Here is a 13351-nt window from a genome sequence, read left to right on the forward strand (position 1 = left end):
GACAGCCCTGATCGTTAAGCGTTTCAGTTTACCAAGCGTTCGTTCACCACTTTGCCGCCCTGCGTCAGCCGCACGGCATCGCCGATTTCCTCGTCGAGCACCGGTTTGCCCGCCTCCTTGTCCCAGAAGGCCGAGAGGAAGTTGTAGAGATTGCGCGCAAACAGGGCCGAGGCGTCGGCGGCGAGATGCCCGGCGGTGTTCGAATAGCCGACGATCTTTACGCCATGCTTCTCCACTACCTCGTCCGGTTTCGACCCTTCGACGTTTCCGCCCTGCGTCACGGCGAGGTCGAAGATCACGCTGCCCGCTTTCATGCTGGCGATCTGCGCGTCCGAGATCAGTTTCGGTGCGGGTCTTCCGGGGATCAGCGCGGTGGTGATGACGATGTCCTGCTTGGCGATATGGCCGGACACCAGTTCGGCTTGCGCCTTCTGGTATTCCTCGCTCATCTCGGTGGCATAGCCGCCCGAGCCTTCGCCCTCGATGCCCGCGACTTCCTCGACGAACACCGGCTTTGCGCCCAGCGACTGGATCTGTTCCTTGGTGGCCGAGCGCACATCGGTGGCGGAAACCTGCGCGCCGAGCCGCTTGGCCGTGGCAATCGCCTGAAGGCCCGCCACGCCCACGCCCATGACGAAGACCTTGGCAGCCTGCACCGTACCGGCGGCAGTCATCATCATCGGGAATGCCCGGCCATATTCATTGGCCGCCGTCAGCACCGCCTTGTAGCCTGCCAGGTTCGACTGGCTGGACAGCACATCCATGCTCTGCGCGCGCGTGATGCGCGGCATGAATTCCATCGCCAGCGCTTCGAAACCGCCCTTGGCATAGGCTTCGACACGCTCTTTCTCGCGGAAGGGATCGAAGGTCGCCGCGACCCAGGCGCCCGGCTTCGCGCCGGCCAGCGCCATCACGTCGGGCGCCTGCACGCCGAGCACGATGTCCGCGCCTTCCACCGCCGTGGCGGCCGGAACGACTTCGGCCCCGGCCTCGCGATAGGCTTCGTCGGTGACGGAGGCGGCGAGACCCGCCCCCTCCTCTACCGCGATCGTGGCACCCAGGGCGGCGAATTTCTTCACCGTTTCGGGCGTGATTGCGACCCGGCTTTCACCGGGCGCCCGCTCCTTCAGTGCCGCGATCCGCATCCGCCTCGCGCGCTTAGCTGGCGATCATCAGGACGACGATGGCAGCGATGGCCACGATGAGCGGCACTGCCCATTTGAGCATTCCGATGAAAGAGCCGTAAGTCTTTTCGTGAGCCTTGCGGTCGTTGGCGGTTTCCATGTCGTGTACCCTTATCGATGTGATTGTTGCAGCTGGCGGTCTAGAATGGAGTGCTTCGCTCGACAAGAGCGTTAGCCCTGTTGGCTGCGCGTCGCATGATTCCAGGGGGGGGTGAGGGTTAATCCGCTCTTTACCGAACCCTTATAGAGGTTAGGGTCGTTAGGGGAGCGGGCAGAAGATGAATTGGGGAGCACGGAAAATGGCAGGGCTGGAAACCAGACTGCTCATGCTGATCGACGAGGATGCACCTCAGCTCAGCTGTATCTCCCCCATCGCGGAGCATGAGGGGTTCGATATCCTCACCGCGAAAACCTACGCGGCAGCGCTGGAAACGCTAGGCGCGGAAGATGGTCCGCAAATCGACATCCTGATGTTCGACGGCGAAGTCGCCGGGGACAACGCCCGAACATTCATCCAGCAGGTCCACGATCTCCAGCAGGATTGCACGGTGCTGGTCATCGGCAACCGTAACGCACCCGAGATCGTGTTCGATGCGATGCAGGCCGGCGCGAACGACTATCTGGTCAAGCCGATCAGGCCCGAACGCCTGACCACGGCCCTGCGGAATTCCAGCCTCGTCGCCCTTCCCCGCGACGAACTGCTGCCGCTGTCGGAAAAGCTCGTCTCCATTCTCGAATTCGATGCGATGGTTGGCTCCGACGCGCAATTCCGTATCGCGCTCGCCAAGGCGGCTGCCGCCTCGCGGGGCAATGGCCATGTCCTGGTCGAAGGGGAAAGCGGCACCGGCAAGGCCATGCTGTTGAAAGCGATCCAGCACTCTTCAGCGCGGGCCAAGGGGCCCACAGAACTGCTCGAATGCGCGGTACAGCAGCCCGATATGCTCGAAGCGCTGATCTTCGGCCGCGAGAACGGCGCGGTGCCAAACGCGCCCGAAAGGCAGGAGGGCATTCTTGCCCGGTGCGACGGCGGGACCGTGATGATCGGATCGATCGACGCGCTTCCGTTTCCGCTACAAGAGCGATTGGACGCTGCGCTCGAAACTGGCATCGTGCGTCCATCCGGGGCGGCTCACGGCTTCAAGATCGACGTACGCATCCTGGCGACTTCGCAGCAGCCGCTCGATGAACTTGTCGAGGACGGCCTTTTCTCGCCTGCGCTTTACGAGAAACTGTCCCTCACCAATATCGTGATGCCCCCTCTACGGGAAAGGACCGGCGATATTCCCGCGCTCACGCGTTTCTTCCTCGCGGCTTTTGGCGAGGTCGACGGAGTGAAGCACCACTCCATCGCCGATAGTGGCCTTTCGCTGCTCGAAGCCTATGACTGGCCGGGCAACGTCCGCCAGTTGCAGAACGTCCTGTTCCGCGCCTGCATCAACGAACAACGCGAGGCGCTGACTGCGCACAGTTTCCCGCATCTCAGCGAATTGCTGGGCGATGCCGATCGCGGGGAAAGCCGGGCGCGTGGTCTGGGCGTGCTACTTTACAAGGAAGACGGCAACCTCCGCACGCTGGCCGAGATCGAGGCCGACGTCATCCGCATCGCCATCGGCCAATATCACGGCAAGATGAGCGAAGTCGCCCGCCGTCTGGGCATCGGCCGGTCAACCCTCTATCGCAAGCTGCAGGAACTCGGGATCGACAATCCGGGCTGATCGCGCCATGATGCGCGCGCACAAAGAGGAGCAAGTCAGGTGAACTAAGGCAACCGCCATGGCGGATATTTCATGCTTCCGGCCCGCATTGGCCGGACCGCCAGACCTGATTCCTTTTCGAAAGACACCTCATGCAAAAACTGAACGACATGCTCTGCGTGGTTACCGGCGGTGCGCGCGGCATTGGCGAGGCCGTTTGCGCCGCCTTCCTGGCAGAAGGTGCGCGCGTGATCCTGACCGACATCGACCAAACCGCCGGTGCTGCCACTGCCGACCGGTTGGGCTGCGAATTCCACCGGCTGGACGTGGCGAGCGAAGCGGACTGGACCGCGCTGCAGGACCAGCATCCCGCAATCGACGTGCTCGTCAACAATGCCGGCATCACAGGCTTCGAGACCGCCACCGCGCCGCACGATCCCGAAACTGCCAGTCTGGCTGACTGGCGCCGGGTCCATGCCGTGAATACAGACGGCTGCTTCCTCGGCTGCCGCTATGCGCTTCAAGCCATGAAAGCGCGCGGTGCGGGTTCGATCATCAACATCTCCTCACGCTCCGGCATGGTCGGCATTCCCGGTGCGGCGGCCTATGCCGCGAGCAAGGCAGCGATCCGCAACCATACCAAATCGGTGGCGCTTTACGCCGCGCAGCAGGGCTGGCGCATCCGCTGCAATTCGGTTCACCCCGCTGCCGTGCTCACCCCCATGTGGGAGCCCATGCTGGGGACCGGGCCGGAACGCGAGGCTACCATGGCCGCGCTGGTCGCGGATACCCCGCTCAAGCGGTTCGGCACGCCCGAGGAAGTGGCCGCGCTCTGCGTCTACCTCGCTTCGCCCGAGAGCGCTTACATGACCGGCACGGAACTGACCCTGGACGGCGGCCTGCTTGCCGGAAGCGCAGCTTCTCCCGGCTAGCCCGGCAGATCGCCGAAATCGGTCAGCGCCGCATCGCGCAGGCCGCGCCAGACATTGCGTGCCTGCACCGTTTCCGCGACATCGTGGACGCGGTGCAGTTGCACACCCGCATCCATGCCTTTGAGCGCCAGCGCGACACTGCCGCCCAGACGCTGGTCGGCAGCCGCCTCATTCGAAAGCGCTCCGATCAGTCGCTTGCGGCTGGCCCCCAGAAGGACGGGATGGCCCAGCGCATGGAGCAGCGGCAGCGCGTTCATAAGCGCCAGATTGTCGGCCAGCGATTTGCCGAAACCGATGCCCGGATCAAGCAGGATACGGCCCGGGGCTACGCCCGCTTCCAGCGCCGCATTGCGCCGCGCCCGCAGCTCGTCGAACACGTCCAACACCACGCTGGCGTAGTCGCCGCCCTCGTGCAGGTCCTGCCCCGTGCCGGGCGCGTGCATAAGCACCACCGCGCATTTCGCGCCCGCAACCACCTCGGCGCTTCGCGGATCATGGGTGAGGCCCGACACATCGTTGATCAGCGTGGCACCGGCAGCAAGGGCAGCCTCCATCACCGCGGCCTTGCGCGTATCGACACTGACCGCGGCGCCCATCCCGGCGCACATTTCGATGGCAGGGACCACGCGCTTGATCTCGTCGCCTTCCCAGACCGCTTTTGCACCGGGCCGCGTACTTTCGCCGCCCACGTCGATGATCGCCGCACCGGCCTCGATCATCGCAGCGGCCTGTCCGCGCTGCGCATCGGGATCGTCCATGAAGGACCCGGCATCGCTGAAGCTGTCAGGCGTGACGTTGAGAATACCCATGATTTGCGGCTGGTCGAGGCGGACGGTCCGCGCCCCCAGTTCCAGCGGCGGATGGGCCAACGTTAGGTTGGACCACTGGCGTTCCGCCTCGCCCCCAACCGCATCGGGCAACTGGCCCAGCACTTCTGCGATCGTGTCGGGCGCGGCGAGCCAACGCTCGACGATCTGGCCATCGCGGCGCAATATCACCGCGAACCGGCTGGCATAGACCATGCCGCCGGCAAGCCGCATGGCATTGCCGTGTTCGCTCTGCGGGCCGGGAACGAGGCCGATGGGGCGGATGTAGATGCGATCAGTCATTGTTGGATTGTCCTAGGGCATTTCCAACAGGATGGAACACATGGAGCACGGTCTTGGTGAGAAAATCCAAGGCCCATATGCGTACAGCGAACGCGGCCAGATTGCTGCGATCAATACCAGTATGAAACGTCCTGCTCATGCCCCTTCGCCTAGCGCGAGCGCCGCGTGTAGGACAGCCTCAATCCGGCTGCTGCTCGCGCGGGTCCTTCGCCATGAAACCACGCGAAAGGGCTAGGTAGAGCTTCTCGCGGCATACCATGCTGCCTGCCCAGTCTCCGATCAGAGCGGTTGCGAACAAAGGCAGGATCACGTGGCTGCTGCCGGTCGCTTCGCCCAGGATGATGACTGCGGTCAATGGTGCCCGCACGACACCGGTGAAATACCCTGCCATGCCGAGCAGCACTATCAGCCCGGCTTGTTCTGCCGGGAAAAGCGGTGTCAGGATCTGGCCGAAACCGGCCCCAGCCGCCAGCGAGGGCGCGAAAATTCCGCCGGGTATCCCGCTGGCACTGGTCGCCAGGGCGGCAATGAACTTGGCCGGGCCGAACCAGTAATCACCCTGCTCGCCTTCGAGCAGAGAAGTAGTCGGTTCGTATCCCGTACCCGCCGCATCTCCATCGGTCAGGAAGATCAGCAGGCCGACGATGGCACCGCAGATAAGCGCCGTGAGCAGTGGCCGCCCGCCCAGCAGCGCCGACCAGCGCCCTTCGGGACCGCGCAGCATCAGGAAGGCACGCGAGAACAGTCCGCCCAGCACCCCGCCGAAAAGCCCGGCCAGCGGCGCGGCGATGAGCACGGTCGATAATGGCAGACTGCCCTGAAGCAGGCCGAAATAGATATAATCGCCAGCCAACCCCTGAGCGGTGAGGCCCGCGATCATGACTGCACCCATCACCAGTACGGCGACGCGCTGTTCATAGGCGGTGGCAAGCTCCTCAATGGCAAAGGCAATCCCGGCCAGTGGCGTGTTGAATGCCGCCGCGACCCCGGCTGCCCCGCCCGCAATGACCACGCCGGGCGTAACGCGCAGCCGGAACAGCCGGTGGATCTGGACCATGATGGATCCTGCCAGTTGCACGGTCGGCCCTTCGCGCCCGACCGATGCACCGCCGCACAGGGCAACCACGGTCAGCACGATCTTGGCAATCGCCGCGCGCAGCGACATGAGCGCGCGCGCCGCAGGCCCCATCGGATTGCGGCTGGCGGCCATGACCTGCGGAATGCCCGAACCACCAGCCTCGCTCGCAAAGCGGCGGGTAAGCGCTGCGACGATTACGAAGGTGACCGGGGTCAGGACGAGCGGTAGCCAGACGTATTCGCTGCGAACGGAAGAAAAGAGAGCCTGCGCATGGTCGCCCAGCTCTGCAAACAGCAGCGCGGCAAGCCCGATCAGCACGGCCGAGACCAGCATGGCCATGCGCCGCTTCCAGTCTTCGGCGCTGACCAGTTCCTGCGGCATCTTGCCATCGAGGAAACGAGGTCTGCGCGGAAGGAGGGCCATTGCCGCCCCCCTATGCCGCCTGCGGGGATTCGTCCAGCGCGGCGCACCGACCGACCGGTGGTCTGAAAATCGAAGAGGCTAAACCAGCTTCAAGCAGATATCGCATTCCACGCCGGTAGTGGGGAAGCGCAGGTCGATCTGGCCTGCAGAACCGATGGCATCGGCGATCAGGGTCGATCCAAAGCCATTGGCCTCGCACGCTTTTACCGGCGGTCCGTCGAATTCGCGCCATTCGATGAGAAGCATCTCGCCTTCGCGGCAGATGTCGACCCGGATCCGGCCCTCCTCGTTGGACAGCGATCCGTATTTCAGCGCATTGGTCGTGAGTTCGTGGAAAATGAGGGCGAGGCCCTGTCCGATTGCGCCGGTAAGCGGCACTTCGTCCTTCACCGTTATTTCGACGCGCTGGTCCAGATTGGGCAAGGCCGCGACTTCTGCGTCGAGGATAGCGCTGGGGGTCAGCGAGGCCGAGCCATCGCCCACCAGCAGCTGGTGGCTGCGCGCAAGGGCGCTGACGCGTCCCTCGAGCGCATTGGCGAAGGTGGGCAGATCATCCGCCTTGCGCGATGAGAGCCGCACGATCGACTTGATCACCGAGAGCATGTTGCGCACGCGGTGGTTGAGTTCGTCCGTCAGCAGCCTCAGCCGCGCTTCGCGCTGCTTGGTCTCGGTAATATCGATAACATGGCCGATAATCTTCTCGACCTTGCCGCCGTCCGTAACGAGCGGCTGTCCTGCAGCGCTGATCCAGCGCTTGTCACCGTGAGCATCGCGAATAGCGCAGTCGAAAGACCAGATGCTCTGGCTGGCTATGGCCGCGCGCTGCTTAGCCTCGACCTCGCTGCGCTGATCAGAAGCCACGTGGTCGATGAACATGTCGAATGTCCACTCATCCAGCGGCTGGTCATAGCCGAAAATGGCATCGTGCCTTCGATTGCGGACCGCCACTCCGCTCGCAATGTCGAGCTCCCAGATGCCGATCTGTCCTGCTTCGAGGATTAGGCGCAGGTGATCGGCGCTGAGTTTTTCAAATGGTAGGACATCGGGCATTGCGGCGGACGCGTAAGCAAAGCCGCGACGCAAGTCATCAAAATACGTTAAATTCCGGTCCTTGATTACCGGCCAGTGATGTTAAGTCGCTCAATCCTCGACCGCGAGCAGGTAAAGCTGGCGTGCAGCATCGATGGGCTTCACCTCGCCTTCCACCTCGTAATGCCAGAAGGTCCAGCCGTTGCAGCTGGGCGCGCCCTGCAAGTCCTTGCCGAGGCCGTGGATGCTGCCCGTTTTCTTCTCATGGGCGAGCGAGCCATCGGCGCGCACCGTCGCGGTCCAGCGGCGTTTCTTGTCGAATACCTTTGTGCCGGGCGCGATGAAGCCGTTCTCGACCAGAGCACCGAAGGCTACCTTGGGGGCGCTGCGCCCAGCCTGCATGGTGGTGAGCGCGCTTTCGTCGAGCGGGAGTTCCTTCTCGATCCGCTTCAGCGCGGCGTCGCGATAATTGCCCTCGCGCTCGCAACCGATCCACTGGCGGCCCAGGCGCTTGGCGACCGCGCCGGTGGTGCCGGTGCCGAAAAACGGATCGAGCACGACGTCGCCCTTCTCGGTGGTCGAAAGCAGCACGCGATAAAGGAGTGCCTCCGGCTTCTGCGTCGGGTGGACCTTGTGGCCGCCTTCCTTCAGCCGTTCGGCCCCGTTACAGATCGGCAGGACCCAATCGCTGCGCATTTGGAGCTCGTCGTTGAGCGTCTTCATCGCGCGGTAGTTGAAGTGATACTTCGCCTTTTCTCCCTGCGAACACCACAGCAGCGTTTCATGGGCGTTGGTGAAGCGCGTGCCGCGGAAATTGGGCATGGGGTTGGACTTGCGCCACACGATATCGTTGAGGATCCAGAAGCCCAGATCCTGCAGGATCGCGCCGACGCGGTAGATGTTGTGATAGCTGCCGATCACCCACAGCCCGCCATCGGGCTTGAGGATGCGCTTGGCCTCGGTCAGCCACTCGCGCGTAAATTTGTCGTACAGCGCGAAGCTGTCGAACTGGTCCCAATGATCGGTGACCGCATCGACATGGCTGCCATCTGGCCGGTTGAGATCGCCGCCCAGCTGGAGGTTGTAGGGCGGATCGGCAAAGACCAGATCGACGCTCGCGCTCGGGATCGAACGCATCGCTTCGATGCAGTCCCCATCGAGGATCTGCCCCACTGGCAGATCGCGTGCGATTTCGCCCGTGACCGGCTTCGCTTTTGCTTTCGCAACCGTCTGGCTGCGCGTTTTCGTGGTCTCGAGGACCGCCATCACATTACCCCCGCTTGAAGTTATCCACAGGGTGAGTCCAAATGGATTCCGGGTCAAGTCAGATATTTAGGTAACGCGTTGCAAGACGATGTTAACCATGCGGGAACGAAACGAGTCCCCCACCAGATATAGAGTCCGACAGCCGCGCGCAGACTCCAGATACTGGGGTGTGTCTTTCCGGACTCGGATCGCAACTTTTGCTTCCGCACGCGGATCCGCCAAAATCCGCCAAACTTGCAAAATCGCCTCGACCTATCATATCAAGATACTGAATTGAGGGGCGTTTTTAACAAATGATGCAATCGATGGAACAGCGCGGTAGCGCTGACGAGCATCTCGACATGGCTGTGGCCGCCGGTCACATCGGGATCTGGGAACTGGATACCGTCACGGGCAAGGCGTGGCGCAACCTCACGCATGACCGTATCTTCGGCTATGAAACGCTGCGCGACAGCTGGACCTTCGATGATTTCCTCGACCACATCGTGGAAGAGGATCGCGAGGAGGTCGAAGCCACTTACTCCGCAGCGCTTGCTGATGGGGTGGACTGGGCCTTCCAGTGCCGCATCAAGAGGGCCGATGGGCTTGTCCGCTGGATCGATGCGCATGGTCGGCATTTTCCCGGCGATGACGGAAAGAATGACCGGCTGATCGGCCATGTGATCGACATCACCGAAACCAAGCGGGCGGAAGAGCATCTGCGGCTGGTTACCGCCGAGTTGAACCACCGGCTGAAGAACATCATCGCCTCGATCAGCGGACTGGTAGGCGTGGCAACAAGGCAGGAAGGAGACCGGGCCGAGATCGCAGAAACGCTGAAGGCGCGGCTGGCGGCAATCGGCAGAAGCCACGATCTTGCCTATCGCGACAGAAGCACGATCGTTTCTCTCAGACATATCCTGCAGTCAGAACTGGATGCCGCGCCGAAGCTTGCCTCGCAGTTCCGGTTCGACATCGATCCCGAGCTTCACGTCAGAGCGTCGCTCGCGGAGCGGCTTACATTGGTGCTCCACGAATTGATGACCAATGCGATCAAATACGGGGCGCTCTCCACGGACGATGGCCGCGTCCATCTCGATACCCGAGCCGGGTCGGACGGAGAAGTCATCTTGGAATGGGTGGAACGCGGTGGTCCCGCAGTTACCGAGCCTTCGGGTCAAGGCTTCGGCAGCAAGCTAATCCGCAGCTCGCTGAGCGCAGACGCGACGGTGGAGCAGACATTCCCGCCTGAGGGTGCAAAATGTACGATCACATTTCCTGCCAGCGCGTTCGTGCAGAAGGAATGATACCAGCGCTTGCGCCGCAACGAGCAGGCTCAGTTTGCCGCGGCGAGTTCCGGGTCGACACCGGTCAGCTCGATCGATTTCGCCCAAAGCCGCCCAGCCAACAACGGATCCTGCGCGGTTTCGGTAGGCACGGCAGGCCCTGAAACTGTTCCGCTCATCTCGCGGAAACCATAGGGTCCGAAGAATTCCCCGCCCTCTACACCGGGATCGGTCGCCGCTTGCAATGCCGGAAGCGCGCCTTCTGCAGAAGAGTTCAGGAACAGGCCGATCGCAGGGCCGAACAGTTTGCCTGCCACGCCCATGTGCCGCGTGAGATCGGTCTGCGCGATTCCCGGATGGGCTGCGACCGATTTTACCGATGAGTTCGCCGCGCGAAGTCGACGATCAAGTTCGAAAGCGAACAGCAGGTTCGACAGCTTGCTCTGCCCGTAAAAGGTGTTGCGCGAATAGCCTTGCGCTGCATCGAGATTATCGAAATCCAGCGCGGCGCCGCGATGGGCGAGCGAAGATTGGCTCACCACCCGGCCGCCGCCATTGTCGGCCAGCTTGTCGAGCAAGAGGCCGGTGAAGGCGAAATGGCCGAGGTGGTTGACCGCAAACTGCAATTCGCAACCGGTCGATCCGTGCGACAGGGGCGGAAACATGACGCCCGCGTTGTTGATCAGCAAATCGATGCGGTCTTCCTTGCCCGCCTCTTCGGCGGCATCGCGCACCGACGCGATATTGGCGAGGTCGAGATGAAGATAGGCGAGATCGGCGCGCTCGGGACCGCTGGAAATGTCATCCATCGCGGCATTCGCCTTGTCCGCATCGCGGCAGGCCAGCACCACTCTTGCGCCTTTTCGTGACAGACCCCGTGCGATTTCCAGCCCTATGCCGGTGTTGGCCCCGGTAACGATAGCGGTCTTGCCCGTGAGGGTTGGAATATCGGAAAAAGCAAAGGTCACGCGAACATCTCCATCTGGCTGACCGGGGCGAAGCTGCGGCGGTGCAGCGGGCTCGGTCCATATGTTCGCAATGCTTCCATGTGCTGGGCCGTTCCGTAGCCCATGTTGCGATCCCATCCATAATGGGGATACGCAGCGGCCGCCTCGCGCATCAGGCGGTCACGATATTCCTTGGCCAGGATACTAGCGGCAGAGATGCAGGCTTCCTTGCCATCACCGCCGACGATGGCGCGTGCAGGCCAGCACCATTCCGGCCGACGACCGGCGGGCGTGAGATTGCCATCGATCAGGACTTCTGCGGGTTCCGCGCCCAGCGCCTGAATGCAGCGCTGCGTCGCCAGCGTCATTGCCAGCATGGTTGCGCCAAAGATATTGAGGCGATCGATTTCGTCAGGATCGACCACCGCCAACCCCCAGGCGCAGCGACGCTGAATCTGTGGTTCGAGCTTGGAACGCTTCACTGCGGAAAGTTTTTTGGAATCGTCGAGCCCGCCAGGACATGGCTTGCACAAAACCACCGCAGCGGCCACCACTGGTCCGGCCAGGGGACCGCGCCCGGCCTCGTCCACGCCCACAATGAGCGGAGCCGTGCCTAAACCTTTCTCGGGAGTTGATGAAAACATGAAGCGACTATCCGTTATTGCCGCCACCCTATCGCCTGTCGCGCTGCTCGCAAGTTGCGGAAGCGGATATTCCACCGGAGAACCAACTGGCGAGGCAGTTTCGACCCCCAGCCAGAATGGCGATTTCGAGGGCGAATTTGCCATCACCGAACATGGCACCTTCAACGAACCCTGGGCTTCGGCCTTCGTACCCGGCACGCAAAAGCTGTTCATCACCGAAAAGCCCGGCACTGCGAAGGTATACGATGTTGCCACCAAGCGCACCGCGACGGTCAGCGGCCTTCCGCAGGTCGATTACGGCGGTCAGGGAGGCCTTGGCGATGTCGCTTTCCTGCCATCGGAAAGCAGCAGTTCGATCAATGGCCGTACCATCTATCTCAGCTGGGTCGAAGCCGGCAGCGGCGATACGCGCGGCGCGGTCGTCGGGCGTGGTCAGTTGACCTGTTCACAAGCAGACGCCTGCAGCATTCAGGGCCTCGATATCATCTGGCGTCAGACGCCCAAGGTGACCGGGCGCGGGCATTATTCGCACCGCATCGTTTTCAGCCCGGACGAACAATATATGTTTGTGACCAGCGGTGAGCGTCAGAAGAAGGATCCAGCACAGGATCGCTCGAACACGCTGGGTACGATCGTCCGCCTCAGCCTCGACGGTTCTCCTGCTGCGGGCAATCCCTTCGCCGGTGAAGGCAGCCCGACCGACGAAATTTGGACCTATGGCAATCGTAACATGCTGAGCATCGATTTCGACAGCGCAGGCCGCTTGTGGGAGATCGAGCACGGTCCTCAGGGTGGTGACGAACTGAACCTGGTCGAGCCTGGCAAGAATTACGGCTGGCCGGTACGCTCCAACGGCATCAATTACGACAACTCCAACATTCCCGATCACACGGCCGATGACGGTTTTACCAAGCCGGTCATCAGCTGGTCCCCCGTTATCGCGCCGGGTAACATGATCTTCTATCGGGGCGACCTGTTCCCCAGAATGGATGGGGATCTGATCGTGGCGGGTCTGAAGACCCAAGCACTGATCCGCGTAGCCGTCGATGGAACCGATGCACGTGAAGTTGCGCGTTACGACATGGGTGAGCGCATCCGCCAGGTTGTCGAAGGGCCGGACGGCGCCCTGTGGGTGCTGGAAGACGGCGAGGGCGGCCGCTTGCTGGAGCTTCGCCCCGAATAAGGCGATTTTGTTCGACAGCTTTGGGCTGCGCCCCTAACGGCGCGGCCCATGGCGACTCTGGTTCCCCTCGACGCAATCGACCCGGCTCTGGTCGAACAACTTCTCGACGCTGCTTTCGGCGATGGCCGCCATGCGCGAACGGCCTACCGTATCCGCGAAGGCGTGGGGCATTTGCCGGGCCTAAGTTTCGCCGCGCTGGACGATGACGATTATCTCGCCGGGTCGATCCAGCTGTGGCCCGTGGCCCTCACCGATCCCAAGGGCCGCCCTCATCCCCTGATCATGGTCGGCCCGGTTGCCGTCATGCCCGGCCGCCAGGGCGAAGGCTTCGGCAAGGCGCTGATGGCCGCCAGCCTCGGCGCGATCGATGCCGCTTTCGAGGACGGCGCCCCGCCCTATCCGCAAGTGATGATCGGCGATCCGGATTATTACGATCGCTGGGATTTCACCGCCGAGCATACCGGCGGATGGCATTGTCCGGGACCGTTCGAACGCGAACGTCTGCTTCTGCGGACCGGCAATCCTGCCATCCTGCCGCCCGAAGGCATGCTGGGCCCGTGGACGCCGGAAACGAGCCAGGCGGCCGGCTGACGCATT

The 13351-nt window shown here is 62.7% G+C and carries 13 protein-coding genes; 5 read left to right on the forward strand and 8 right to left on the reverse strand.

What is annotated here, in order from left to right; translation table 11 throughout:
• Positions 1–23: 23 nt before the first annotated feature.
• Both ACYQ0G_RS11960 and ACYQ0G_RS11965 read right to left on the reverse strand, forming a co-directional pair.
• A complete protein-coding gene (locus ACYQ0G_RS11960) occupies positions 24–1145 on the reverse strand; it encodes an NAD(P) transhydrogenase subunit alpha (protein WP_460102928.1) in 1122 nt (373 codons plus the stop codon).
• A gap of 13 nt (positions 1146–1158) precedes the next feature.
• Positions 1159–1284 carry an aa3-type cytochrome c oxidase subunit IV gene (locus ACYQ0G_RS11965; RefSeq protein ID WP_460102929.1) on the reverse strand — a complete coding sequence of 42 codons (126 nt, stop codon included), beginning with the start codon at positions 1282–1284 and terminating at the stop codon, positions 1159–1161.
• 199 nt (positions 1285–1483) lie between these two features.
• Between ACYQ0G_RS11965 and ACYQ0G_RS11970 the strand changes: the two genes are divergently transcribed.
• Positions 1484–2899, forward strand: a complete 1416-nt coding sequence (locus ACYQ0G_RS11970) for a sigma-54-dependent transcriptional regulator (RefSeq protein WP_460102931.1) — start codon at positions 1484–1486, stop codon at positions 2897–2899.
• Between the two features lie 131 nt (positions 2900–3030).
• Positions 3031–3810, forward strand: coding sequence for an SDR family oxidoreductase (locus ACYQ0G_RS11975; RefSeq protein ID WP_460102933.1), 780 nt, complete (start codon positions 3031–3033; stop codon positions 3808–3810).
• Here ACYQ0G_RS11975 and folP read toward each other — a convergent pair.
• From folP to ACYQ0G_RS11995, 4 genes are all read right to left on the reverse strand, one after another.
• Positions 3807–4919, reverse strand: coding sequence for a dihydropteroate synthase (folP, locus tag ACYQ0G_RS11980; RefSeq protein ID WP_460102935.1), 1113 nt, complete (start codon positions 4917–4919; stop codon positions 3807–3809). The genes ACYQ0G_RS11975 and folP overlap by 4 nt on opposite strands.
• A 178-nt stretch (positions 4920–5097) precedes the next feature.
• Positions 5098–6420: a chloride channel protein gene (locus ACYQ0G_RS11985; protein ID WP_460102937.1), complete on the reverse strand. Its 1323-nt coding sequence runs from the start codon at positions 6418–6420 to the stop codon at positions 5098–5100.
• A 78-nt stretch (positions 6421–6498) separates the two neighbouring features.
• Positions 6499–7470 carry a sensor histidine kinase gene (locus ACYQ0G_RS11990; protein ID WP_460102939.1) on the reverse strand — a complete coding sequence of 324 codons (972 nt, stop codon included), beginning with the start codon at positions 7468–7470 and terminating at the stop codon, positions 6499–6501.
• A gap of 90 nt (positions 7471–7560) precedes the next feature.
• Positions 7561–8715: a site-specific DNA-methyltransferase gene (locus ACYQ0G_RS11995; protein ID WP_460102941.1), complete on the reverse strand. Its 1155-nt coding sequence runs from the start codon at positions 8713–8715 to the stop codon at positions 7561–7563.
• 305 nt (positions 8716–9020) lie between these two features.
• Between ACYQ0G_RS11995 and ACYQ0G_RS12000 the strand changes: the two genes are divergently transcribed.
• Complete coding sequence (locus ACYQ0G_RS12000) at positions 9021–10001, forward strand: sensor histidine kinase (protein ID WP_460102943.1); 981 nt, start codon at positions 9021–9023, stop codon at positions 9999–10001.
• 29 nt (positions 10002–10030) lie between these two features.
• Here the strand turns inward: ACYQ0G_RS12000 and ACYQ0G_RS12005 are convergent, their stop codons facing one another.
• Both ACYQ0G_RS12005 and rnhB read right to left on the reverse strand, forming a co-directional pair.
• A complete protein-coding gene (locus ACYQ0G_RS12005; protein WP_460102946.1) occupies positions 10031–10948 on the reverse strand; it encodes an oxidoreductase in 918 nt (305 codons plus the stop codon).
• Entirely contained in the window at positions 10945–11571 is a 627-nt protein-coding gene (rnhB, locus tag ACYQ0G_RS12010; RefSeq protein ID WP_460102948.1) for a ribonuclease HII, read from the reverse strand. The genes ACYQ0G_RS12005 and rnhB overlap by 4 nt, the downstream gene beginning before the upstream one ends.
• Between rnhB and ACYQ0G_RS12015 the strand changes: the two genes are divergently transcribed.
• The gene (locus ACYQ0G_RS12015; RefSeq protein WP_460102949.1) at positions 11570–12754 is read left to right on the forward strand and encodes a PQQ-dependent sugar dehydrogenase; all 1185 of its coding nucleotides are present in this window, start codon (positions 11570–11572) and stop codon (positions 12752–12754) included. The genes rnhB and ACYQ0G_RS12015 overlap by 2 nt on opposite strands.
• A 48-nt stretch (positions 12755–12802) precedes the next feature.
• A complete protein-coding gene (locus tag ACYQ0G_RS12020) occupies positions 12803–13345 on the forward strand; it encodes a GNAT family N-acetyltransferase (protein WP_460102951.1) in 543 nt (180 codons plus the stop codon).
• Positions 13346–13351 lie beyond the last annotated feature (6 nt).

Source organism: Qipengyuania triglochinis, assembly GCF_054655615.1.

Excerpts from the sequence above, each read along its gene's own strand:
- ACYQ0G_RS11965 (WP_460102929.1), bottom strand. The coding sequence starts at position 1,284 with ATGGAAACCGCCAACGACCGCAAGGCTCACGAAAAGACTTACGGCTCT.
- ACYQ0G_RS11970 (WP_460102931.1), top strand. The coding sequence starts at position 1,484 with ATGGCAGGGCTGGAAACCAGACTGCTCATGCTGATCGACGAGGATGCA.
- ACYQ0G_RS11985 (WP_460102937.1), bottom strand. The coding sequence starts at position 6,420 with ATGGCCCTCCTTCCGCGCAGACCTCGTTTCCTCGATGGCAAGATGCCG.
- folP (WP_460102935.1), bottom strand. The coding sequence starts at position 4,919 with ATGACTGATCGCATCTACATCCGCCCCATCGGCCTCGTTCCCGGCCCG.
- ACYQ0G_RS12015 (WP_460102949.1), top strand. The coding sequence starts at position 11,570 with ATGAAGCGACTATCCGTTATTGCCGCCACCCTATCGCCTGTCGCGCTG.
- ACYQ0G_RS12000 (WP_460102943.1), top strand. The coding sequence starts at position 9,021 with ATGGAACAGCGCGGTAGCGCTGACGAGCATCTCGACATGGCTGTGGCC.
- ACYQ0G_RS11975 (WP_460102933.1), top strand. The coding sequence starts at position 3,031 with ATGCAAAAACTGAACGACATGCTCTGCGTGGTTACCGGCGGTGCGCGC.
- ACYQ0G_RS11990 (WP_460102939.1), bottom strand. The coding sequence starts at position 7,470 with ATGCCCGATGTCCTACCATTTGAAAAACTCAGCGCCGATCACCTGCGC.
- ACYQ0G_RS11960 (WP_460102928.1), bottom strand. The coding sequence starts at position 1,145 with ATGCGGATCGCGGCACTGAAGGAGCGGGCGCCCGGTGAAAGCCGGGTC.
- ACYQ0G_RS12020 (WP_460102951.1), top strand. The coding sequence starts at position 12,803 with ATGGCGACTCTGGTTCCCCTCGACGCAATCGACCCGGCTCTGGTCGAA.
- ACYQ0G_RS11995 (WP_460102941.1), bottom strand. The coding sequence starts at position 8,715 with ATGGCGGTCCTCGAGACCACGAAAACGCGCAGCCAGACGGTTGCGAAA.
- rnhB (WP_460102948.1), bottom strand. The coding sequence starts at position 11,571 with ATGTTTTCATCAACTCCCGAGAAAGGTTTAGGCACGGCTCCGCTCATT.